Genomic DNA, 23,902 nt, shown 5'->3' with positions numbered 1-23,902 from the left:
TTTAGCTGTTAGCTTTCGTGAAGTCCAGACCTGAGCAGAATAGGGGGCGTGATTGATTAAGCTTGTGCAGCCGGGAATCATAGGGGACTTGAAATCTTATTGGGCCATGCATTTTTGTGCTGTACTGGAAACTTTATACGAGCATAAAGGGTTGGAGTATTCGTTTCAGCGTAGCATACCGGTGGATCAGCCAAAGACATTAGCCTCGCTGAACGCCTATACGGAACAGGGCTTTTTGGCGCGCATGCGGAAAAATGTCCACAACTGGGGTTTGCAGTATTTTCTCTGTCACTACCTCATGAGTCGTGAGGGTAGCCCCGTGCTTTATGCCATTCTAGACGAAATATCGAACAACTATGATTTCGACTTGCGTAGAAATATGTCGTCTTATGGTGTTTTCGTGTGCGGCGTCGATTCATATAGTGGGGAGCAATTCCTAAGAACGACAAGCGCTGCCATATTCGGTTACGACGAGCGCACTATTTTAAATGCGTACAAAGACATAAAGTGGGTAGACCTTTGCATTCTGATAGCTCGGTTTAAGGGCGACATCTTGGACACTGCCATTTTAGGAGAGGTTGAAGGAAACAAGTTTGACCCACTACTGCGGAATAGTTTTTGGCGCAGAAAAGCCAGCTTCTGTTCATTCGGTATTGGTGTTCAGTTAGCTAGTAGCAATATCGGGATTCAGAATATAAAGACCGAGTCAGGCATAAAAACTGTTGTCTCTTTGGGTAGTGAGTTTGATGTTATTGAAGATTTTAAAATATCAATTGGAATAATGGAGGCTTTTTTCTCGATTTCTCCAGCACACCGTCTGCAGTTCGTTCCTGGTCAAAGAGAGGTTGTTGATATTGTTCGGGAGCACTGGGGGAAGTCCATTGAGGATCTAATAATGCTGCTAAGGGGAATGGTTCAGAGGTTGGACGTCGCTAGCATGGGCACAAACACACTATCACTAAATACGGTGCCAAAAATTGTGATAACTTTTTAAATCTAACAAACAGGTAAACCCGACAAATTTTTTGCGGTTACTCCGCCTCAGACTGTGCAGGTCAGCTCAGCGTTAAATTATAAATCAACAATTACTGGAGAATATAATTATGCCTTTGCCGTTAATTCCAATTATTTTAGGTGGAGCATCCCTTGCTGCAGCAGCGCTTGGAATCAAGAAAGGCGTGGATGCGAAATCTGATTTCGATTCTGCTAAAAGTTGGAACAAAAAAGCTCAGAGTTTATACGACGAAGCAAGTAATGAGCTTAAATCGGCTCATGATGACGCGCAGGAAGCAATAAAGCTTTTAGGTGAGTCAAAATTCGAAATCTATGAAGATTCGATTATTCCATTTGTGGAAATTTTTTCTAAGATAAAAAACATTGACTTTAAGGACAGTCGTCTGCTTGAGGCAGCTAACTTGCCTCAAATAACGAATGCCGAGCTTAACGAGATCAAGCAAGCTGCTTTAGAAATGAAAGAAGTTGTTGGAGGAGGTATCGCTGCTCTTGGATCAGGCGGTTTAGCAGGATTAGCTGCATATGGCAGCGTTGGTTTGTTAGGGACGGCTTCAACAGGTACAGCAATTGGCACACTTAGTGGTGTGGCGGCAACAAATGCTACTTTAGCTTGGTTAGGTGGAGGTTCTCTTGCTGCGGGTGGTCTTGGTATGGCAGGCGGAACAGTCGTTCTTGGAGGCATAGTCGCTGGGCCTGTCCTGGCTGTAGGTGGAATGATGTTGGCCTCAAAAGCAGAAGCGGCGAAACATGATGCTTATGCAAACTACGATAAAGCCCAGCTTGCAGCGGAACAAATGAAAACTGCAACAGTAGCAACAAATGGTATACATAAACGATTTAATGAAATAAACGAGGTTTTAAATGCTTTAAATGATAGATTTGTTCCCTTGCTTAATTCTTTGGAAGAATTGGTAGCATCTAACGACAACTATTCAACATACACAGAAATCGATAAAAAGGGTGTTTTTATAGTCGCCTCTACCGCAAAAACTATAAAATCCATTATGGAAGCACCATTAATTGACGAAAGTGGAGCGCTTACTCCTGATTCGCATAAGGCGCTTGAGTTTGCAGAAGAAAGACTCTCCTCCTTGTGAGTGGCAACAAAATCAAAGGATGAAAGTTTTGGCGAGCTTTCATCCTTTTAATTTGGTGAAAAAATGGCTAAATCAGATAGGGATAAAAAAATAGATGCAATGGCAGGTGGATACCTATCCGCAGGTATTACGCAACGTTTTACTGAAAGAACATTTGGTATTTTTAATGATGCCGACCAACTAATGCAACTTGCCGAAAAATGGAAAAATGTTGCTGCTGATAAAGCGCAAGGCCATATGTTTGAGCAGCTTGAAGTTGTAAAATTTAATTTCGATGCTTTAAAAAAAGATAGCGATCTGTTCGCAAAAACAACTGCTAGCATGGGCATGCCTCATGATAAAGTCGATATTCTAATTAAAAACGGAGAAGAAATTGTCAGAGAGGCACAAGCCAAGTCTTGTAATAGTGCTGCACGAAGTGCTTTTGCATTATCTGATGCAGAATACAAAGAGATGCAAAGGCTTGCGCCAAGCGATCAGTTCGAAAAGATTAAGGAGCTATTAAGAAAACGCATTGATTCGGGTGCTCTCAAAGCTGAGGATTACGAACAAACATTGCGTAATATTGAAGAATCTTTAAAGCATGAAAACGTTTCTTCTTCTGGCACTACATATCAAGAGGCGCTTAATGCTACTGATGTAAAAACGGCGCAAGACATTGCAGATAAATTTAAGCTTAAATCGGCATTAACCGATATGCACGAATCAGGGAAACGTGCTGGCAAGGTTGGTGCATTGCTTACGGGTAGTATAAGTGCTGTAACCGGTGTTCATTCATTACACAAAGGTGAGATTGAAGTTGGAGAGCTTCTTTCTCGTGTTGCTGTTGACTCAGCAAAAGGATATGCGACGGGATACGTCGTAACCGCAATGAGCAAGGGGATTACTTACTCAACCACCTATCTTCTTGGAGAGTCTGTTGCCCGCTCATTTGCTCGTTCCAACGCGCCAGTTGCTATTGCGGCAGGGGTTGTCAATGCTAGCAAATCTTTTGTTGCTTACATAAATGGCGATATTGGTGGCGAACAGCTATTAGATGAAGTTAGTCATACTGCAATAACAAGCACATCCTCTTTTTATTATGGTGCGCTTGGGCAGGTGGCAATACCTATTCCAATTATTGGAGCTTTGGTGGGTGCTGGGGTTGGTTATTTTATTGGAAATATGCTGCACCAATCAGGATTAGTTGCGCTCGGTGACAGCAGAGTTGTCAAAGAAGCAAAAGAGCGGCGTTACGCTGTTCAGGCCATGTGCTTAGCTGTTATACCAGAGATACAAAAAAATCGCCTTGAGCTGGAGAGCTATTTAGAATCATATTTCTCGCAAAGAAAAAATGACTTTTTGGCTTCTTTTTGTGTTCTAGATAATTCATTATATAGCTGGAATCCTGATGAATTTGTACTTGGCCTGGAAAAAATAAATAATCAGTTTGGCATAAGCCTACAATTTAAATCATTCGCAGATTTTGATCTGTTTATGAGTTCGGACGAAGTTTTTGAATTTTGATGAAGTTTGAGAAGAAGCGTAGCTTTCGGAGCTTTAAAGTCTAACAAGGGGCTGCGCTCGGACGGCAATTCCGCTGCGCTTCATTGCCGCTGGTGAGCTTGGTCGTTAGCGCCATGGCTTTGAAGGTGCAAAAATACAACATTAAGAATCAATCGCTTGTGATGTCGAATCTGGTGTAAACCGCCCAACTTTCCCTAGCCTGGGCTTTGCTAACCCAGCAAAATCAAGACATTGAGCGCAAGCACTTTTTGTGACCTTCAAAGCCATGGTCGTTAGCGCCAAAAAAATTGCTTTATCAAAGCGTTTTAGGTGGCCTATGAAATATAAAGTCGCTCTTCGAAAAACAGATGAAGGTTTTAGCATTTCCTGTCCAGGTCTACCTGGATGCTGGTCGCAGGGGAAGACAGAGCAGGAAGCCTTGGAAAACATTGCGGATGCAATAAATGAATACGTTGCAGTTTCGGCAGAATTGGCCGCAACGGCAGACACTGAAATGCGGGAAGTCGAAGTGGCCGCGTAAAGATGCCTAAAATTCCAGGTATCAATCACCGCGATGCTGTACGGGCTTTACAGAAAGCAGGGTTCCGAATCGTCCGTGAAAGCAAGCACATCATCATGTCTGACGGCGCGCGAATCCTAACTAACCATTCCAAGGGGGAATCCAGTTGATGCTTGCACGCTCGGCGGAATCGTTAAGGATGCCGGCTTGACTGTAGAGCAATTCAGGAAACTGCTTTGATGTGAAAAGCCGCTAACACGGCGCTCCAGCCGAAAGGTGGCCTAATGTCACAATTTGGAACAGGCCGCGTGAGTCTTTGATATCGCGCTGGTTCAGACGGCACTGTCGCTCTGGTCATCCGTCACCGACCACGCAGACCGTTAAAAAGCCGAAGGTTACGAGGATGCGTTTTTTCAATACCGAGGGTCCGGTCCGGCCCGAGGATCATTACCTCCTGCCTCCGCTGCAACGCTGGGATCTGGACGAGGTGCTGACCCTGATCGAGCAGAAGAAATACTTTCTGCTCCATGCCCCGCGCCAGACCGGCAAGACCTCCTGTCTGCTGGCGCTGGTGGAACATCTCAATCGCGAGGGGTGCTATCGGGCGGTCTACGCCAATCTCGAAACGGCCCAGGCCGCGCGCGAGGATGTCGCGCTGGCTATGGCCGACATCGTGCAAACGATTGCCGACGAAGCCCAGCGCCAGACGGGAGCCTCGGGACTCGACGCCCTTGCGCGCGAAGTGCTGGCGCTCAACGCTCCCACTCGCGCACTGCGGGCCTTTCTCAACCAATGGTGCGAACGCTCCCCGCAACCGGTGGCGCTCTTGCTCGACGAGGTCGACGCCCTGGTGGGCGATACCCTGATCTCACTGCTGCGCCAGTTGCGGGCCGGTTATCCGCAACGCCCCGAAGCCTTCCCGAGCACCCTGGTTCTCTGCGGCGTGCGCGACCTGCGCGACTACCGCATTCACGCCAGTTCCGAGTCCGAACCCATCACCGGCGGAAGCGCGTTCAACATCAAGGCCAAATCGCTGCGTCTGGGAGATTTCTCGTCCGATGAAGTCATGGCGTTGCTCGACGAGCACACCAAAGAGACGGGGCAGGTCTTCACCGCTGAGGCCAGGGATCGAATCTGGACCCTGACCCTGGGGCAGCCCTGGCTGGTCAACGCCCTCGCTTATGAAAGCTGCTTCGATATACCCGAAGGCCGCGACCGAACCCGCCCCATCGATATCGCCCTGATCGACCGGGCCAAGGAGAACCTCATCCAGCGCCGCGTCACCCATCTCGACCAACTGGCCGACAAGCTGCGCGAACCCAGAGTGCGCCGCATCATCGAACCCATGCTGGCCGGAACGGCACTGGGCGAGATACCGGTCGACGAACGTGATTACCTGATCGACCTGGGTCTGCTGCGTCGCTCCGGCGGTAGCGGACTGGAAGTGGCCAATCCCATCTATCGCGAGGTGCTGCCGCGCACGCTCGCCGGCGGACCCCAGGACTCGCTGCCCCAGATCAGCCCGAGTTGGCTCACGCCGACGGGCGATCTCGATCCCGAGGCGCTGCTCGACGCCTTCCTCGCCTTCTGGCGCCGGCACGGTGAAGCCATGCTTGGGAGCGCGCCCTATCACGAGATCGCCCCGCATCTGGTGCTCATGGCCTTCTTGCAACGGGTGGTCAATGGCGAGGGCGCGCTGGAGCGCGAATACGCCATCGGGCGCGGACGCATGGATCTATGTCTGCGCTACCGGGCCGTGACGCTGGGGATCGAGATCAAGGTCTGGCGCCCAAGCGCGTCCGATCCGCTGCCTGACGGGTTGGTGCAACTGGATGCCTATCTCTCCGGTTTGGGAGTGGATCGCGGCTGGCTGGTGATCTTCGACCGTCGTCCGGGGCTGGCGCCGCTGGCCGAGCGACTCAGGGTCGACGAAACCACGAGTCCGTCCGGGCGCCGGGTGTGCGTGGTGCGGGCCTGACTGCATGACGGCTCTCGATGTCCTGGGCATCATCGCGCTGTGCGCCGCGCTCTGGGCCGGCTTTCACCTGATCGCGGGCTATGTGGCGCAGCGCCTGCCGCTGGACTGGCTGACCCGTCAGCCGATCATCGGCTCAAGCTATACCTGGGAGCGCGGCGGGCGCTGCTATGAGTGGCTGGGCATCCGGGTGTGGAAGGATCATTTGCCCGAAGCCGGGGGCCTGTTACGCGACGGCTTCTCCAAACGCCGACTCGCCTCCGCTGAGCCGGACTATCTCGACCGCTTCGCGCGCGAGACCAGCCGCGCCGAGTTCGGACACTGGCTGACCTGGGCGCTGGCGCTGACCTTCTTCCTCTGGACGCCCGTGTGGATGGGCCTGTTCATGGTCGTCTATGGCGGTCTGATCAACCTGCCCTTCATCCTGATCCAGCGCTACAACCGCGCCCGACTGCGCCGGTTCATCGCCCGCTCGACACGTCGATCCGCGCGCGCCGATTGAGTTTGACGCGCGCCGCGACTATCCTAGCGGATTCACTTTTTCTTGAGGTAGGGCCATGGTCGCCAAGACCCTCTACGACAAACTCTGGGACGAGCATGTCGTCCGTGTCGACGACACTGGCACGGCACTGCTCTACATCGATCGTCAGCTGATCCACGAAGTCACCTCGCCGCAGGCGTTCGAGGGGCTGCGTCTGGCCGGGCGCCAGCCGTGGCGTGCCAGCGCCAACCTGGCGGTGCCGGACCACAACGTCCCCACCACGGATCGCGCCGCCGGCATCGCCGATCCGGTCTCGCGCCTCCAGGTCGAGACGCTCGGCACCAACTGCCAGACCTTCGGCATCACCGAACTGAGCATGGGCGACAAGCGTCAGGGCGTGGTGCATGTGGTCGGCCCCGAACAGGGCTTCACCCTGCCGGGCGCCACGGTCGTCTGCGGCGATTCGCACACCGCTACCCACGGCGCCTTCGGCGCGCTGGCCTTCGGTATCGGCACCTCCGAGGTCGAGCATGTCCTGGCCACCCAGACCCTGATCCAGCGCAAGTCCAAGTCGATGCTGATCAGCGTCGACGGCCAGCTCGGCGCAGGCGTCACCGCCAAGGACATCGTGCTCGCCATCATCGGCGAGATCGGCACCGCCGGCGGCACCGGCTTCGTGATCGAGTTCGGCGGCGAAGCCATCCGCGCGCTGTCGATGGAAGGACGTATGACGGTCTGCAACATGGCGATCGAGGCCGGCGCGCGTGCCGGTCTGATCGGCGTCGACGAGAAGACCGTCGACTACATGCGCGGACGTCCGCTCGCGCCCGAGGGCGAACTCTTCGAGCGCGCCGCCGCCCACTGGCGCACCCTGGTCAGCGACGCGGGCGCTCAGTTCGATCGCGTGCTCCACATCGACGCCGCCAGCCTCAAGCCGCAAGTCACCTGGGGCACCTCGCCCGAGATGGTGCTGCCGGTCGACGGTCGCGTGCCCGATCCGGCCGCCGAGTCCGATCCGGTCAAGGCCAACGGCATCCGTCGCGCACTCGATTACATGGGCCTGACCGCCGGCACCCCGATCAGCGAGATCCGCCCGGACAAGGTCTTCATCGGCTCCTGCACCAACTCGCGCATCGAAGATCTGCGCGCCGCCGCTGAGATCGCCAAGGGGCGCAAGGTCGCCGACTCGATCAAGCTGGCGATGGTCGTGCCCGGCTCGGGTCTGGTCAAGGAACAGGCCGAGGCCGAGGGGCTGGACAAGATCTTCGTCGAGGCCGGTTTCGAATGGCGCGAGCCGGGCTGCTCCATGTGTCTGGCGATGAACGCCGACCGCCTGGAGCCGGGCGAGCGCTGCGCCTCGACCTCCAACCGCAACTTCGAGGGGCGGCAGGGGCAGGGCGGTCGCACCCATCTGGTCAGTCCGGCGATGGCGGCGGCGGCTGCCGTGACCGGTCGTTTCGTCGACGTGAGGACGCTCTGATGCAGGCTTTCGCGAATTTCACCGGCGTCGTCGCTCCGCTCGATCGGGCCAATGTCGACACCGATGCCATCATCCCCAAGCAGTTCCTGAAGAGCATCAAGCGCAGCGGCTTCGGTCCCTATCTGTTCGACGAGTGGCGCTATCTCGATCACGGCGAGCCGGACATGGATTGCACCCACCGTCCGCGCAACACCGAGTTCGTGCTCAATGACGCGCGCTACCAGAGCGCCGAGATCCTGCTCACGCGCGAGAACTTCGGCTGCGGCTCCTCGCGCGAGCACGCGCCCTGGGCGCTGACCGATTTCGGCATCCGCGTCATCCTGGCGCCGAGCTTCGCCGACATCTTCTTCAACAACTGCTTCAAGAACGGTCTGCTGCCGATCCGCCTCGACGCGGCCGTGATCGACGGACTGTTCGCCAAGGCGACGGGCGCCGAGCCGCTGCGCATCGCCGTCGATCTGCCGGCCCAGACCCTGACCCTGAGCGATGGTCAGGTCATCGCCTTCGAGGTCGAAGCGGGCAGCAAACATCGCCTGATCGAGGGGCTGGACGACATCGGCCTGACCCTTCAGGAAGCCGACACCATCCGCGCCTACGAAGAACGCCGCCGCGCCGAAGCGCCCTGGCTGTTCATCTGAATTCTGTCTGGAGACTCCATTGAGCAAGAAGATTCTGGTTCTCGCCGGTGACGGCATCGGTCCCGAGATCGTCGCCGAGGCGGTGAAGGTGCTGAATGCACTGCAAGCCGAGGGCGCCATCGACGTGACGCTCGAAGAGGCGCTGGTCGGCGGCGCGGCCTATGACGCTTACGGCGATCCGCTGCCCGAGGACACGCTCGCCGCCGCCAAGGCATCGGATGCGGTGCTGCTCGGCGCGGTCGGCGGCCCGAAGTGGGAACCGCTGCACATCTCCAAGCGTCCCGAGAAGGGTCTGCTGGGTCTGCGTGCGGGCCTGGGCCTGTTCGCCAACCTGCGTCCCGCCGTGCTCTATCCGCAACTGGCCGCCGCCTCCACGCTCAAGCCCGAGATCGTCTCCGGGCTGGACATCATGATCGTGCGTGAGCTCACGGGCGACATCTACTTCGGCCAGCCGCGCGGCATCGAGACCCTGCCCTCCGGCGAGCGTCGCGGCCTCAACACCATGGTCTACACCGAGTCCGAGGTCGAGCGCATCTGTCGCGTCGCCTTCGACATCGCCATGAAGCGCGGCAAGAAGGTCTGCTCGGTCGACAAGGCCAACGTGCTCGAATGCACCGAGATGTGGCGCGAGGTCGCGACCAAGACCGCCGCCGACTATCCCGAACTCGAACTCAGCCACATGTACGTCGACAACGCCGCCATGCAGCTCGTGCGTGCGCCCAAGCAGTTCGACGTCATGGTCACCGGCAACATCTTCGGCGACATCCTCTCCGACTGCGCCGCCATGCTCACCGGCTCGATCGGCATGTTACCCTCGGCCTCGCTCAACGAGCACGGCCAGGGCATGTACGAACCGATCCACGGCTCGGCCCCCGATATCGCCGGTCGCGGCGTGGCCAATCCGCTCGCCACCATCCTGTCGGTCGCGATGATGCTGCGCTACTCGCTCGGCGCGCCCGAAGCCGCCGACCGTATCGATGCCGCCGTCTCCAAGGTGCTCGACCAGGGTCTGCGCACCGCCGACATCATGTCCGAAGGCATGCGCCAGGTCGGCACTGCCGAGATGGGTGACGCCGTGGTCGCCGCACTGTCGGCCTGAGCGATCGGCCAAGAGACCCAGCGCACGTCATCGCTCGATGATGGCCACGAGCGGATCGGGTGGCGGCTGGCGGGGGTGTCGACGGCATGGATGCCGTCGTCAAGCCTCCATGGATGGATTCACGGCGTCCCCCGACAGCCGTCACCCGATTCGCGCCCCAGTGTCATACGTCGTGCGCAAAGAATACAGTTCGAATAACGCTTTAAAGTTTGGCGAGGCATAAAGATGAAGCGGGTTGGTTTCGTCGGTTGGCGCGGCATGGTGGGCTCGGTCCTGATGGAACGAATGCGCGCCGAGAACGACTTCGCGCGCATCGCGGAGCCGGTCTTCTTCACCACCTCCCAGGTCGGCCAGCCTGGCCCGGACGTCGGCCAGGGCGCTTCGCCCCTGCTCGACGCCGAATCGCTCGACGCCCTGCGCGAAATGGATGCGATCGTCACCTGTCAGGGCGGCGACTACACCAAGTCGATCCATCCGCGTCTGCGCGCCAGCGGCTGGAACGGCTACTGGATCGATGCAGCCTCGTCACTGCGCATGGAACCCGACGCCACCATCATCCTCGATCCGGTCAACCGCCCGGTGATCGATGCGGCCCTGGACGCGGGCAAGCGCGACTTCATCGGCGGCAACTGCACCGTGAGCCTGATGCTGATGGCCATCGGCGGACTGTTCCGCGAGGGTCTGGTCGAATGGGTCAGCGCCATGACTTACCAGGCCGCCTCGGGCGCGGGCGCCAAGAACATGCGCGAACTGCTGGCCCAGATGGGCGCGCTGCACGGCTCGGTCGAATCGCTGCTGGCCGATCCGGCCTCGGCGATCCTCGACATCGACCGGCGCGTGACCGAGACCCTGCGCGACCCCGGATTCCCCACCGAAAGCTTCGGCGTTCCGCTCGCCGGCAGTCTCATCCCCTGGATCGACACCCAGCTCGACAACGGCCAGAGTCGTGAAGAGTGGAAAGGACAGGCCGAGACGAATAGAATCCTTGGCCTGACCGACCAACCGATCCCGGTCGACGGACTCTGTGTGCGTGTCGGCGCCATGCGCTGCCACAGCCAGGGTCTGACCATCAAGCTCAACCGCGACATCGCCCTGAGCGAGATCGAGTCACTGATCGCAAGCGCCAACGATTGGGTGCGCGTGGTGCCGAACGACCGTACCGCCACGATGCATGACTTGTCGCCCGCCGCCGTGACCGGTTCGCTCCACGTCCCGGTCGGGCGCTTGAGAACGATGAATCTGGGGAGCCGCTACCTGTCGGCCTTCACCGTCGGCGATCAGCTGCTCTGGGGCGCGGCCGAACCCTTGAGACGCATGCTGACGATCCTGCTGGATCGCTGATCTGGGTGTCGGGCGCGGTTCGTGTGGATGTCTTTCGCTGCCTGGAGCACGAGGGGGGAGGATGACTCGCAAGCTGATGTTGGCGTCCGCTATCGCCGCGGCCTTGACCGGCCATCCAGCCCTCGCGTTGGAACTGGGCGCCTTGCGCACCGACTCCGCGCTTAATCAGCCCTTCCAGGGCGAGATCGATCTCGGTGACGTCAGACCGGACGAAATCGACGCCCTGCGCGTCTCCATCGCCTCGCCCGAAGCCTTCGAGAAGGAGGGGATCGAGCGTTACTACGCGCTGACCCAACTGCGCTTCACCCCCGAGGTGACAGCCGATGGCCGTGTGCGGGTGCGCGTCTCCAGCCAGGATCCGGTGCGTGAACCCTATCTGGACTTCCTCGTCGAGGCCGTGTGGCCGGCGGGGCGTCTGATCAAGGGCTATACCGTCCTGCTCGATCCGCCGGCACAGACCGAGCGTCGCGCGCCCAACGTCCAGCCCGCACGGGCCAGAGCCGCGGTCAGCGGTCGGGATTCCGGCCTGCCGCCCGTGGCGAGCGGCTCGGGAGGCTATATCCCGGCCCCAGGCGAGGGCTTTCCGCTCTACATCGGTCCGGTGGGCGGCGGCGAGGGACTCTGGTCGCTGGCGCGTCGAAACGCGGCGGCCGGCGCCACCGATGCCCAGACCGCCATGGCGCTCTACCGCTCCAATCAGGGGGCCTTCGTCCGGGGCGACATCAATCGTCTGATCGCCGGCAAGACGCTGGTCATCCCCTCGCGCGCCGAACTCTTCGCCCTGGATGCCGAGGAAGCGCGACGTGAACTCCAGGCGGCCATGAACGGCCGTCCCGCGCGGCGCGCACCCATCACGGATGTCACCCCCGAGATGCTCTCGCGTCTGCGTCTGGTGGGCGCGACGCCCGGTACGGGCGCCCCGGCCGCCGCCATGCCCCAGCCCGGAGCCGCACCGGGCGCCGGAACCGGCGGCGTGCAGTCGCCGGACGTCCTGCTGGCCATCGAGACGAGCGAGACGGCGCGACAGGAGGCGCTCGAACTGCGCAACCGGATCAAGGAACTGGAGACTCAGCTCGCCGATATCCAGTCCCTGCTGCAAGTGCGAAACGCCGAACTGGCCCGCGCCCAGGCGGTCGAGTCCGAGATCCCGACCGAACCCGAGTCCGAGCCCGGAGCCGATCTCGCACTGGAGCCGATCGAATCTCCAGATACCCTGGCCCAGGAAACGATCGATGTACCCGAGCCGGCGACCGGCGAGCCATCCTTGGCCGTCGAGACCGAACCCTCGGAGCTCCAGGCGCCGCCGACGGGTGAGACGCCGGAGACCGACTCCCCGCAACCGGACACCGGAGTCGAGCCCACATCCGAACTCGAACCCACGCCCGAGTCGACGGAGTCGGGTTCGACCATCGGTCTGGTGCCGATCCCGACGCCGACGCCGGTCATGCCCGAAACACCGGCAACGACCGGGGCGCCGGACGCCGCCAAACCCGTTGAGCCCAAGCCGAAGCCAGAGACGACCGAGAAACCGGCGCCAGTCACCACGCCCAAGGAACCCGAGCCACTGCCCGCGTCACCCTCGACCTGGCATGCGCTGCTGTTGCCCTTGGCCGGTCTCGCGGGCGTGACGGCGCTCGGAATCCTGCTCTTCTCGCTGCTGACGGCGCGCCGCCGTCGACAGGAGCAGGAAGAGGAGGAGGACATCGCCGAGGACGACATCGAGTCGGAACTCGTGCTCGACCGGCCGTCCGAACTGGAGACCGCACCCGAGCCGAGCGCGGCCTCACGCGCGGCCGGACCCGCCGATGCCGTGTCACTGGACAAGCGCCGGCCGGCGCATCGACGTCCCGTCGAGCCGGCCTCGGCCCCCGTCATACCGGATCTCGACGAGGCGAGCGAGCCGCCCATGTCCGGTCTCACCGACTTCGATGCCGAGACCGACGAGGCCGACGTGCTCTCCGAGGCCGACATCTACATCGCCTATGGCCGTCATCGCGAAGCCTGCGATCTCCTGAACAAGGAACTCAGACGCTATCCGCAGCGGCTCGACATCAAATACAAGCTGGCCGAGGCGCTCGCGGCCGCCGGCGAGGCCGAGGCCCTGCGGGATCTGCTCGACGACATCCGCGCCTCGGGTGGAGACAGCGAGGAGCCGGCCCAATGGGAGCGGATGCAGCGCCTGCTGCATGAGCTCGCACCGAACGCGCCGCTGGCTCCGGCGACGCCCTCACTGACCCGCACGGCCGTGGCGGCCGCCAGTGCCGGTCTGGCCGGCGCCGCCGCGGCCTCAGCATCGAGCGAATCCATTGCCGTGCCGGAGCTGGAGTCGATGGTCGCTCTGGGGCCGGAATCCGGATTCGAGGAGGATCTGCTGCTCGACCTGGGGGATTCCGGGCCGCTCGAATTCGAGGAGACGACGGATTCCAGGCCATCCGTGGATTCGCTGAAGCTGGAACTCGATTCCGGGGCTGCGGTTCCGGAGGTCGAGGAGATCGAGCAGGCGATCGAGGGTGGAGATATCGATTCGATCCTGCCCTTGCCCGAGGACTCCGTGGGGTTGGATCTCGACCTGGGGCTCCCCGACGAGACGCCCAAGTCCGCCGAGCGAGCGCCGACCGTTGCCGGACCCCAGGCCGGCGGTGGAATCCTGGATCTGGATCTGGAGGTGCCGTCGCTCGACGAAGGACTCGGCGAGCTGGATCTGTCGATCGACGACCTGGGCCGTCTGGACGAGCCGCTGCGGTCTCCGGAACCGCCCATCCTCGAGCCGTCGGACAAGGCCGATGAGTCCCTGGAAGCCTTGGACTCCGGTCTGTCACAAGAGCAGGAGAGCGTGCCCTCGGATCTGCTGTCCTCGCAATGGCAGATCGACTCCGGCATCTGGGACGAGACCGCCACCAAGCTCGATCTGGCGCGCGCCTATGTGGAGATGGACGACAAGGAGGCCGCGCGCGAGATCCTGGAGGAGGTCATCGCCGAGGGACGCGAGGAGCAGCGCAACGAGGCGCGTGCCATGCTGGAGCGACTGAGTTGAGAACGCCTTGAGACCGGGTCGCATCGCACTGGGTGTCGAGTACGACGGCACCCACTTCCACGGCTGGCAGACGCAATCCGGGGTGCGGACCGTGCAGTCCGAGCTGGAAGCAGCCGTCTCGCGGGTCGCGAATCATCCCGTGATCGTGCACTGTGCCGGACGAACCGATGCCGGCGTTCATGCGCTCGAACAGGTGGTGCATTTCGAGACCACGGCCACGCGCAGCGAGCGTTCCTGGGTGCTGGGTGCCAATGTCAATCTGCCGCCCGATGTCGGCGTGCGCTGGGCGCATCCGGTCGACGACGGCTTTCATGCGCGTTTCAGCGCTCAGGCCCGGCACTACCGCTATCAGATCCTGGCGCGGCGCACCCGCTCGCCCCTCCAGCGCGATCGGGCCGTCTGGGTGCATGAAGCACTGGATCTGGAACGGATGCGCGCCGCTGCCGTGGCGCTGGTCGGCGAGCACGACTTTTCGAGCTTCCGCGCGGTGGCCTGTCAGGCCAAGAGTCCGATCCGGCGCGTGCTCTATCTGGATCTCAGCGAGCGCGACGGACTGATCACCCTGGCGATCGGCGCCAATGGCTTCCTGCATCACATGGTGCGCAACATCGCCGGAGTGCTGATGGCCATCGGGCGCGGCGAGGCGTCGGTCGACTGGACGCGCGAGCTGCTGGAGGTCCGCGACCGGCGACTCGGCGGCGTGACCGCCCAGCCGCAGGGACTCTATTTCGTCCGCGCCGACTATCCGGCTGAATTCGGATTGCCGCAGAGTGAGCGTGCCGATCCGCTCCAGCGTTTGAAGAATTCGATTTGAGGCGATCGAGGCACCGTTGAAGCAAAACCACATCCCGAGAACACGGGTCAAGATCTGCGGTTTGACGCGGGTCTCGGACATCGCCGCCGTCGTGGCGGCCGGAGCCGATGCGGTCGGCTTCGTCTTCCATCCGGCCAGTCCGCGCGCGGTCACGCCCGAGCAGGCCGCCTCGCTATGCCGGGCGCTGCCGCCGTTCGTCACCGCCGTCGGGCTGTTCGTCGATGCCTCGGTTGACACCATCGAAGCGACCCTGGAGCAGGCGCCGTTGGATCTGATCCAGTTCCACGGCAACGAATCGCCTGAGTTCTGCGCCGGCTTCGGACGGCGCTGGATCAAGGCGCTGCGGATGCGTCCGGGGATCGATCTGGCCGCCGAGCGCGAACGTTTCGCCGGGGCCGATGGTCTGTTGCTCGATGCCTATGAACCCGGACGCGCTGGGGGAACCGGCCAGTGCTTCGACTGGGCGCGCATCCCGCCCGACATCGCTCCCGAGATCCTGCTCGCCGGCGGTCTGACCCCGGAGAACGTGGCCGAGGCCATCGAACGGGTTCGACCCTATGGGGTCGATGTCAGCGGCGGGGTCGAAGCCGCCAAGGGTCTCAAGGATTCGGAACTGATTTTCGCGTTTATGCAAGGGGTAAGAGATGGCGATCAACGCCGACACCAGCCAGGCTGAGCGCCTGGATCCAGGCCGCGCGGCGGCCTATGACCTGCCGGATGCGACGGGACACTTCGGTCCCTATGGCGGGCTGTTCGTGCCCGAGACGCTCATGCATCCGCTGGAAGAACTGCGGCTGGCCTATGAGCGTTGCAAGGCCGATCCCGAGTTCCAGGCCGAGATGGACGCCGATCTGCGCGACTACGTCGGTCGCCCCTCGCCGCTCTATCATGCCGAGCGCTGGAGCCGTGAACTGGGCGGGGCGCAGATCTATCTCAAGCGCGAGGATCTCAACCACACGGGCGCGCACAAGGTCAACAACACCATCGGTCAGGCGTTGCTGGCCAAGCGCATGGGCAAGACGCGCATCATCGCTGAGACCGGCGCCGGGCAGCATGGCGTGGCGAGTGCCACGGTCGCCGCGCGGCTGGGTCTGGAATGCGTGGTCTACATGGGCGAGGTCGATGTCGCCCGTCAGGAGGCCAATGTCTACCGGATGCGTCTGCTGGGCGCGAAGGTCGTGCCCGTGACCTCCGGCTCACGCACCCTCAAGGATGCGCTGAATGAAGCCATGCGCGACTGGGTGACGAACATCGATGACACCTTCTACATCATCGGCACCGTCGCCGGGCCGCATCCCTATCCGATGATGGTGCGCGACTTCCAGACCGTGATCGGTCGCGAGGCGCGCGCCCAGATGCTGGAGCGCACCGGACGTCTGCCGGATGCGCTGGTGGCCTGCGTCGGCGGCGGCTCGAACGCCATCGGTCTGTTCCATCCCTTCATCGCGGACACGGACGTGGCCATCTATGGCGTCGAAGCGGGCGGGGAGGGCGTCGAGACCGGCCATCACGCCGCACCTCTGTGCGCCGGACGTCCGGGCGTGCTGCACGGCAACCGCACCTATCTGATGGAAGACGACAACGGTCAGATCATCGAGACCCATTCGATCTCGGCGGGGCTGGACTATCCGGGCGTCGGTCCCGAACATGCGTGGCTCAAGGACAGCGGGCGTGCCCGGTACGTCTCGATCACCGATGACGAGGCGCTGGCCGCCTTCCATCATCTCACGCGCACCGAGGGCATCATCCCGGCGCTCGAATCGAGCCATGCGCTCGCCTATGCACACAAGCTCGCGCCCACCTTGCGTCCGGACCAGAGCGTTCTGGTCAATCTCTCCGGTCGCGGAGACAAGGACATGCACACGGTCGCGCGTCACGACGGGTTGGTCCTATGAGCCGCATCGCACAGCGTTTCGAACAACTGAAGGCGCAGGGTCGTACCGCGCTGGTTCCCTTCGTCACCGCCGGCGATCCGGGGCCGGCGACCACGGTGCCGCTGATGCACGCCATGGTCGCGGCCGGCGCCGACATCATCGAACTGGGCGTGCCCTTCTCCGATCCGATGGCCGATGGTCCGGTGATCCAGCGCGCGACCGAACGCGCACTGGCTCAGGGCGTGCGTCTGGCCGATGTGCTGGAGATGGTGCGTGCGTTCCGCGAGCGCGACAGCGAGACGCCCGTGGTGCTCATGGGCTATCTCAATCCGATCGAGATCATGGGCTATGCCGCGTTCGCCGAACGCGCTCAGGCGGCTGGAGTCGATGGCGCACTGATCGTCGATGTGCCGCCCGAAGAGGGGCATGAGCTGGTGACGACGCTGAAAGCGCAGGGGCTGGATCTGGTCTATCTGCTGGCACCGACCTCGACCGATGATCGAATCAAGCGTATCGGCGGCGTGGCCTCGGGCTTCGTCTATTACGTCTCGGTCAAGGGCGTGACCGGCGCGGCGAATCTCGACACGGCGGATGTGGCTGAGCATCTGGCGCGTATCCGGTCGGCGGTCGAGCTGCCGGTTGGGGTCGGCTTCGGCATCCGCGATGCCGAGACCGCCGCGCGCGTGGCCGAGGTCGCCGATGCCGTGATCGTCGGCAGCGCCATCGTCGGGCGGATCGAGGCGCTCGCCGAGACGCCCGAGCGCATCCCCGAGACGGTTGCGGCCTTCCTGGCCGAGCTGCGCACGGCGATCGACGGGGCGCGCTGATCGGCGACCCACACTGCAACCAAGGTCCAGAGCACACCAACGACGATGGAAGAATCCACCAAATCCAAGGTCCAGGCCCAGGCCACCGCCACCGTGAAGCAGGCCATGGACAAGGGCAAGAGCTGGTTCGAGAAGCTCATCCCCGACCGCATCCGTATCGATGCCAACACCAAGCGTGCCGTGCCCGAGGGCGTCTGGGCCAAGTGTCCGGGCTGTAGCGCCATCCTCTATCGCGCCGAGTTGGAGCGCAATCTGGAGGTCTGTCCCAAGTGCGGGCATCACAACCGTCTGAGCGCGCGCCGGCGGCTTGAAGCCTTTCTCGATGCCGATTGTCGCGAGGAAATCGGCGCCGATCTCGAATCGCTCGATCCGCTCAAGTTCAAGGATCTGAAGAAATACAAGGACCGGCTCGCCGCCGCCCAGAAACAGTCCTCCGAGAAGGAGGCGCTGATCGTGATGCGCGGTCGGCTCAAGGACGCGCCCATCGTGGCGGCGGCCTTCGAGTTCGGCTTCATGGGCGGGTCGATGGGCTCGGTGGTCGGCGAACGCTTCGTGCGCGGTGTGGAGGCGGCGATCGAGCATGACGCGCCCTATGTCTGCTTCTCGGCCAGCGGCGGGGCGCGGATGCAGGAGAGCCTGTTCTCGCTGATGCAGATGGCCAAGACCAGCGCGGCACTCGCCCGGATGCGCGAGCGCTCTTTGCCCTTCATCTCGGTGATGACCGATCCGACCATGGGCGGCGTCTCGGCGAGTCTGGCGATGCTCGGTGACATCAATGTCGCCGAACCCAATGCCCTGATCGGCTTCGCCGGTCCGCGCGTCATCGAGCAGACGGTGCGCGAGCAGTTGCCCGAAGGCTTCCAGCGCAGTGAGTTCCTGCTGGACAAGGGCGCGCTCGACATGATCATCGACCGGCGCGATCTGCGCGAACGGCTGGCGGATCTGCTGGCGCTGCTGATGCACCGTCCGCGTTACTGCCGGACCGTGGTGCCGGTCTGAGTTTGGGTACGACGGTGACGACGGATATGGCGCGTTTCGCGACGCTCGACGACTGGCTGGACTGGCAGTCGAGTCTGCATCCGAGCCGGATGGATCTGGGGCTGGAGCGGGTCGGGACAGTGTGGGCGCGGCTGGCTCCGGAGGGCGGGCGCCTGCCCTGTCCGGTGATCACGGTCGGCGGCACCAACGGCAAGGGCTCGACGGTGGCCATGATCGAGTCGATGGCACTCGCGGTCGGTTATCGATGCGGTGTCTATACCTCGCCGCATCTGTGCCGCTACAACGAGCGGGTGCGGCTCGACGGCGTGCCGGTCGCGGATGAGACGCTGTGCGAATCCTTCGAGCGCATCGACCGGGCGCGCGAGGGGATCTCGCTGACCTATTTCGAGTTCGGCACCCTGGCGGCACTCGACATCTTCGCCCGTGCCCGGCCGGATCTGGTGGTGCTGGAGGTCGGACTCGGCGGGCGTCTCGATGCGGTCAACCTGATCGACGCCGATGTGTCCGTCGTGACCAGCATCGGTCTGGATCACACCGACTGGCTGGGCGACAGCCTGGAGTCGATCGCGCGCGAGAAGGCCGGGATCTTCCGCCCCGGACGTCCGGCGATCATCGGTCAGCGCGACGCACCCGAGACACTGCGCGCGGAAGCCGCGCGAATCGGCGCGCTGGCGCTCCAGCTCGGGCGCGAACTCGGCCATGCACGCACGACCGAGGGCTGGATCTGGACCGGGCCGGATGGACAGCGGCTGGCGCTTCCGATCCCGGCGCTGCGTGGGCCTTTCCAACTCGACAACGCCACCGCCGCCATCGTGGCCCTGACAGCCTTGCGCGAACGGCTCCCGGTTCCGGTCAACGCCATCCGTGCCGGTTTGCAGCGGGCACGTCTGCCGGGACGTTTCCAGGTCATGCCGAGCGCCGTCACCTGGATTCTGGATGTCGCTCACAATGGCGAAGCCGCTGAAGCACTGGCCGCCAATCTGCGTGATTTCGCCTGTCCCGGACGCTTGCGTGCCGTGATCGCGGTGCTGGCCGACAAGAACCCTGAACGTCTCGTTACGCCGATTCGCGAATACGTGAACGACTGGTATCTGGCTCAGAGCGAGGACGCGCGCGCCCTGCCGGTCGACCGATTGAGCGCACGCCTGGATGGACTGATCGGTGCGAACCGGCGCGGCGCCTTTGGAAACGTCGCCGAGGCGATCGGGGCCGCTTTAGCCGAATCCGTGCCCGGCGATGCGCTGCTGATCGTCGGCTCGTTCACGACGGTCGGGCAGGCGCTTCGACATCCGGCCTGTCCGGTATAGAACGCGCGGCGTTCAGGCCACGCGCCGCCAGTCGGCCTGTATCAGATTGCGCGCCGCGCTTCCAAAGACCAACCCGACCTCGAACAGCCCCTGCCCAGGCGTGCCGCGATACTTCTCGCTATAGCCGCGCGCATGGATCTGCGCTAAGGCCGGGTTGGACACTTCAGCCGGCTCGGCTTCGGCCGCCGTCTCCGCTTCATCAGCCACGACCTTCGAGGCGGCCGCGCCCCGGTCGAGCTTGAATTCCATGACATAGGTGTAGCCGGCGATCCGCACCGTCAGATCCGCCTGTCCGTGATTGGTCAGGTCTTCGGGGATGATCTCGGCATTGAGACTGGCGAGGAAGGCATAGAGCACACTGGCATAGTAGCCTTCGGACTCGGGCAGATCATTGCCGGTGAAATTGCGCCAGGGGATACCGGCAAACAGCCGTTTGATGGCCGCGACCAGCGCCGGCAGATCACCCTGGGTCAGTGCCTCGCCCAAGCCCGCTTTGTAGCGCAGGCGTTCGATGCTGATGTCGGCATAGGCGTCGATGAACTGATTGTTCAACGCGGTGCGTACTTCCTGATTCGGTATCCGCAGCCGAAAGGTCAGTTCACCCCAGGTCTGCTCGGTCGACTCCACCGTCAGATAGCCGCTCTGAAACAGCAGGGTGATGGGATTGATGCGCTCGATATCGAAGGAATCGAGGATCTCCTCGCTGACTTCGATCTGCTCCAGACTGGGCAGGAAGTAGCGCCGGCACTGGAACAGCTTGATCAGAAAACTCGGGCTGCCGGTCTCGAACCAGTAGTTGCGGAAGCTATGGCCCTTGTCGATGAACAGCAGGATGTCATAGGGGTTGTAGACCGGCTCACCGAGGAAGGAATAGCCGTTGTACCAGCGTCGGACCTCGTCCCGATCGACGCCCTGCAAGTGGGGGCCAAAGGTGTTTTCGAGATCCTGTTGCGTATAACCGCAAATGGTCGCGAACCTGGGGTCCAGCGTGATGTCGTTGAGCTGATTGAGTCCCGAGAACAGACTGACCTTGCTGAACTTGGTCACGCCGGTCATGAAGACGAAGCGCAGATAGGCATCCTGGGCCTTGAGCACCGAGTAGAGATTCTTGAGTCCCTCGCGGATCTCGGCGGCGCGCTCGGGGTGGTCGATGTTGTCGAGGATCGGTTTGTCGTATTCGTCGACCAGGACCACGACCGGCTGGCCGTAGTGCGTGTGGGCGTGGCGAATCAGATCACCGAAACAGCCCGGAATATCGTTGTTGTGCCAGTCACATTCGATGCCGAGACGCTCGCCATTGTTCTCTATCAAGCGCCGGATGCGTTGATCCAGTGCCGCGCGGCTGTCGATCACCCCGGCGGCGAAATCCAGCACGATCACCGGATGGCGCTGTTCCCAGTCCCAGTGGTCATGGATGTACAGTCCGCGAAAGAGTTCCTCGCTGCCCTCGAACAGTTCTTTGAGCGTATCGAGCAGCAGGCTCTTGCCGAACCGGCGCGGGCGCGATAGGAAATAGGCGCCGTTGTCTTGCGTCAGGGTAGCGAGGTGTGCGGTTTTATCCACATAACAGAAACCACCCTCGCGCAGCTTGCGGAAGGTCTGGATGCTGATCGGTAGCGGTCGCTTCACATCAGGCATGGCGGGCAGGTCAGAATCATCTGTCGTACCGAGCATTGTCGGACACTCGATGGACCGTTGCCAGCGTTCAGCGACTGGCGTTCAACGCATAGGGCGCCGGATCGAGGATCGGCTCGCGATCGAGCATGAGATCGACCATGAGCCGTGCCGAGGCCGGCCCCATGACCAGACCGTTACGGAAGTGTCCGGCGTTGAAATACAGTCCTTCGATCCCCGGATAGGCGCCGATGTAGGGAATCCCGCTCGGCGAGCCGGGGCGCAGTCCCGACCAGTGGTCCTCGATCGGCGTGCGTCTGAGCACGGGGAAGAGGTCGATGGCGTCGTGGTAGAGGGCTTCCTTGTCCTCGGCGGTGGTGCGCTTGACGAATCCGGCGTGTTCGAGCGTGCTGCCGAAGAGCACGCGCCCGTCGCGGCGCGGAATGGCATAGCGACCGGCGTGCAGCGTGATGTGATTGATCTGCCCCGGCTTGGCATGAAACAGCAGCATCTGACCGCGTACCGGCTGGATGTCCGGCGGTGTGCCCAGTTGTTCGAGCAGCTTGGCGGTCCAGGCGCCGGCGCAGATGACGACACGCTGGGCCTCGACCTGACCCTTGGGTGTGCGCACGCCGCGCACCCGACCCTGCTCGACCAGCAGTTCACACACCTCCTCGCGTTCGCGCAGATCGATACGCTTTTCGAGCGCGCACCGGACCGCTTTCGACAACCGGGGCGGGCGTAGCTGGGCGATGCCGGGCAGGTGCAGTGCACGCGCCGGACGCGGCCCCAACTCGGGTTCGATCGCGTGCGGCGCCGGTTCCTGGAGGATCTCGATCGGCTGGCTGTGGCGCGCGCCCCAGCCGAGCGCCTGATCGAGATCCTCGTCATCCAGGACCAGCATCCCATTGATCGTGAATTCGGGATCGATCCCGGTCTCGTCAAGGAGCTGAGTGGTCAAAGCGGGATAGACGCCCTGACTCCAGCGCGACAGCGCCGTGATCGGCTCAGGCGTGCGCCAGGGATAGAGGGGCGAGACGATGCCGCCGCCGGCCCAGGAGGACTCGCGTCCGGTTTCTCCCATCTCGATCAGCGTCACCTCAGCGCCCGACAGACGCAGTTCGCGCGCGGTCAGCAGACCGATGATGCCGCCGCCGATGACCAGAACATCCCGCATCGCTGTGCCCTGAGTTTGATAGTTGTGAACCGCAAAGGCGCAAAGGACACGAAGAAATTCAAATCTTGGCGCTCTTCGTGCCTTTGCGGTTCAAATCGCTTTGATTACTGCTCCTGCGCCAGTTCGCGCGGCAGGGCGAAGACGACCTGCTCGCGGATGCCATCCTGCTCAATGACCTCGCCGGCGCCCCAGTTCTTGAGCTGGGCGATCACGCGCTCGACCAGGATCTCGGGGGCGGATGCACCGGCAGTCACGCCGATGCGCGCGCGGCCATTCAGCCAGTCGCGCTGGATGTCTTCGGGGCCGTCGATCAGATAGGCGGCGCAGCCCTGTTTCTCGGCCAGCTCGCGCAGCCGGTTGGAGTTGGAACTGTTCGGCGAGCCGACCACCAGCATCAGGTCGCAGCGTTGGGCCAGATCGCGGATGGCGTCCTGGCGGTTCTGGGTGGCGTAGCAGATGTCGCTCTTCTTCGGCCCCTGGATCGCCGGGAAGCGGGACTGGAGCGCGGCGATGATCTCGCGGCTGTCGTCCATCGACAGCGTGGTCTGGGTGACATAGGCCAGCCGTTCGGGATCGGCGACGACCAGCGATTCGACATCAGCGGCCTTCTCGACCAGATGCATGGCGGCGCCGTCAGCGGCCTCGACGAACTGGCCGAGCGTGCCCTCGACTTCGGGGTGGCCGCGATGACCGATGAGCACCACGCTCACGCCGTTCTTGCAGTGGCGCGCGACTTCCAGATGGACCTTGGTGACGAGCGGGCAGGTGGCGTCGAACACCCGCAGACCGCGTGCTTCGGCGGTCTGGCGCACGCTCTGGGGCACGCCGTGGGCGCTGAAGACCAGGGTCGCATTGTCCGGTACGTCGTCGAGTTCCTCGATGAAGATGGCGCCGCGTTCGCGCAGTCCGTCGACGACGAAGCGGTTGTGTACGACTTCGTGGCGGACGTAGATGGGGGCGCCATAGCGTTCGAGTACGCGCTCGACGATGGCGATGGCGCGGTCGACGCCGGCGCAGAAGCCGCGTGGGTTGGCCAGTTCGATGGAGAGGGCGTGTTGGTTCGAGGTCATGGTCGTCAAGGATAGGCGATGCTGTCGGATTGAAACAGAGAGCCAAAGTAAGGTTT

The 23,902-nt window shown here is 61.8% G+C and carries 20 protein-coding genes; 17 read left to right on the top strand and 3 right to left on the bottom strand.

Annotated features, from left to right (window positions below; all coding sequences use genetic code 11):
- Window positions 1–88: 88 nt before the first annotated feature.
- From HW932_RS13960 to folC, 17 genes are all read left to right on the top strand, one after another.
- A complete protein-coding gene (locus HW932_RS13960) occupies window positions 89–994 on the top strand; it encodes a hypothetical protein (RefSeq protein WP_222932382.1) in 906 nt (301 codons plus the stop codon).
- 109 nt (window positions 995–1,103) lie between these two features.
- A complete protein-coding gene (locus tag HW932_RS13955) occupies window positions 1,104–2,111 on the top strand; it encodes a hypothetical protein (RefSeq protein WP_176977096.1) in 1,008 nt (335 codons plus the stop codon).
- A 63-nt stretch (window positions 2,112–2,174) separates the two neighbouring features.
- Window positions 2,175–3,617, top strand: a complete 1,443-nt coding sequence (locus HW932_RS13950) for a hypothetical protein (protein ID WP_176977095.1) — start codon at window positions 2,175–2,177, stop codon at window positions 3,615–3,617.
- 250 nt (window positions 3,618–3,867) lie between these two features.
- On the top strand, window positions 3,868–4,137 hold the full coding sequence (locus tag HW932_RS13945; protein WP_343047365.1) for a type II toxin-antitoxin system HicB family antitoxin: 270 nt from the start codon (window positions 3,868–3,870) through the stop codon (window positions 4,135–4,137).
- A 382-nt stretch (window positions 4,138–4,519) separates the two neighbouring features.
- On the top strand, window positions 4,520–6,094 hold the full coding sequence (locus tag HW932_RS13940) for an AAA family ATPase (RefSeq protein WP_176977094.1): 1,575 nt from the start codon (window positions 4,520–4,522) through the stop codon (window positions 6,092–6,094).
- Window positions 6,095–6,098: 4 nt separating this feature from the next.
- Window positions 6,099–6,593 (top strand): glycosyl-4,4'-diaponeurosporenoate acyltransferase CrtO family protein, encoded by a 495-nt coding sequence (locus HW932_RS13935; protein ID WP_176977093.1) that lies wholly within the window; start codon window positions 6,099–6,101, stop codon window positions 6,591–6,593.
- A gap of 55 nt (window positions 6,594–6,648) precedes the next feature.
- Window positions 6,649–8,052, top strand: a complete 1,404-nt coding sequence (leuC, locus tag HW932_RS13930) for a 3-isopropylmalate dehydratase large subunit (RefSeq protein ID WP_176977092.1) — start codon at window positions 6,649–6,651, stop codon at window positions 8,050–8,052.
- Complete coding sequence (gene leuD, locus HW932_RS13925) at window positions 8,052–8,690, top strand: 3-isopropylmalate dehydratase small subunit (RefSeq protein WP_176977091.1); 639 nt, start codon at window positions 8,052–8,054, stop codon at window positions 8,688–8,690. The genes leuC and leuD overlap by 1 nt, the downstream gene beginning before the upstream one ends.
- A 19-nt stretch (window positions 8,691–8,709) precedes the next feature.
- A complete protein-coding gene (gene leuB / locus HW932_RS13920; RefSeq protein WP_176977090.1) occupies window positions 8,710–9,789 on the top strand; it encodes a 3-isopropylmalate dehydrogenase in 1,080 nt (359 codons plus the stop codon).
- A 225-nt stretch (window positions 9,790–10,014) separates the two neighbouring features.
- Entirely contained in the window at window positions 10,015–11,130 is a 1,116-nt protein-coding gene (gene asd / locus HW932_RS13915) for an aspartate-semialdehyde dehydrogenase (protein WP_176977089.1), read from the top strand.
- A gap of 61 nt (window positions 11,131–11,191) precedes the next feature.
- Window positions 11,192–14,164 (top strand): FimV/HubP family polar landmark protein, encoded by a 2,973-nt coding sequence (locus HW932_RS13910; protein WP_176977088.1) that lies wholly within the window; start codon window positions 11,192–11,194, stop codon window positions 14,162–14,164.
- A 7-nt stretch (window positions 14,165–14,171) separates the two neighbouring features.
- Window positions 14,172–14,978: a tRNA pseudouridine(38-40) synthase TruA gene (truA, locus tag HW932_RS13905; protein ID WP_222932381.1), complete on the top strand. Its 807-nt coding sequence runs from the start codon at window positions 14,172–14,174 to the stop codon at window positions 14,976–14,978.
- Between the two features lie 16 nt (window positions 14,979–14,994).
- On the top strand, window positions 14,995–15,654 hold the full coding sequence (locus tag HW932_RS13900) for a phosphoribosylanthranilate isomerase (RefSeq protein ID WP_222932380.1): 660 nt from the start codon (window positions 14,995–14,997) through the stop codon (window positions 15,652–15,654).
- Entirely contained in the window at window positions 15,623–16,873 is a 1,251-nt protein-coding gene (gene trpB / locus HW932_RS13895; protein ID WP_176977087.1) for a tryptophan synthase subunit beta, read from the top strand. The genes HW932_RS13900 and trpB overlap by 32 nt, the downstream gene beginning before the upstream one ends.
- Window positions 16,870–17,679 carry a tryptophan synthase subunit alpha gene (trpA, locus tag HW932_RS13890; RefSeq protein WP_176977086.1) on the top strand — a complete coding sequence of 270 codons (810 nt, stop codon included), beginning with the start codon at window positions 16,870–16,872 and terminating at the stop codon, window positions 17,677–17,679. Before trpB ends, trpA begins: the two co-directional genes overlap by 4 nt.
- A gap of 105 nt (window positions 17,680–17,784) precedes the next feature.
- Window positions 17,785–18,678 (top strand): acetyl-CoA carboxylase, carboxyltransferase subunit beta, encoded by an 894-nt coding sequence (gene accD / locus HW932_RS13885; protein ID WP_176977174.1) that lies wholly within the window; start codon window positions 17,785–17,787, stop codon window positions 18,676–18,678.
- Window positions 18,679–18,704: 26 nt separating this feature from the next.
- The gene (folC, locus tag HW932_RS13880; RefSeq protein ID WP_176977085.1) at window positions 18,705–19,985 is read left to right on the top strand and encodes a bifunctional tetrahydrofolate synthase/dihydrofolate synthase; all 1,281 of its coding nucleotides are present in this window, start codon (window positions 18,705–18,707) and stop codon (window positions 19,983–19,985) included.
- Between the two features lie 12 nt (window positions 19,986–19,997).
- Here the strand turns inward: folC and HW932_RS13875 are convergent, their stop codons facing one another.
- The 3 genes from HW932_RS13875 to ispH all read right to left on the bottom strand — a co-directional run bounded on the left by HW932_RS13875 (window position 19,998) and on the right by ispH (window position 23,846).
- The gene (locus tag HW932_RS13875) at window positions 19,998–21,623 is read right to left on the bottom strand and encodes an ATP-binding protein (RefSeq protein ID WP_176977084.1); all 1,626 of its coding nucleotides are present in this window, start codon (window positions 21,621–21,623) and stop codon (window positions 19,998–20,000) included.
- A 67-nt stretch (window positions 21,624–21,690) separates the two neighbouring features.
- Window positions 21,691–22,776, bottom strand: coding sequence for a glycine oxidase ThiO (gene thiO, locus HW932_RS13870; RefSeq protein WP_176977083.1), 1,086 nt, complete (start codon window positions 22,774–22,776; stop codon window positions 21,691–21,693).
- 104 nt (window positions 22,777–22,880) lie between these two features.
- Window positions 22,881–23,846, bottom strand: a complete 966-nt coding sequence (gene ispH, locus HW932_RS13865; protein WP_176977082.1) for a 4-hydroxy-3-methylbut-2-enyl diphosphate reductase — start codon at window positions 23,844–23,846, stop codon at window positions 22,881–22,883.
- Window positions 23,847–23,902 lie beyond the last annotated feature (56 nt).

The organism is Allochromatium humboldtianum, from assembly GCF_013385175.1.
GTDB lineage: Bacteria > Pseudomonadota > Gammaproteobacteria > Chromatiales > Chromatiaceae > Thermochromatium > Thermochromatium humboldtianum.
The sequence above is the reverse complement of the archived record's forward strand: the minus strand, read 5'-3'. Positions and strand labels throughout refer to the sequence as shown.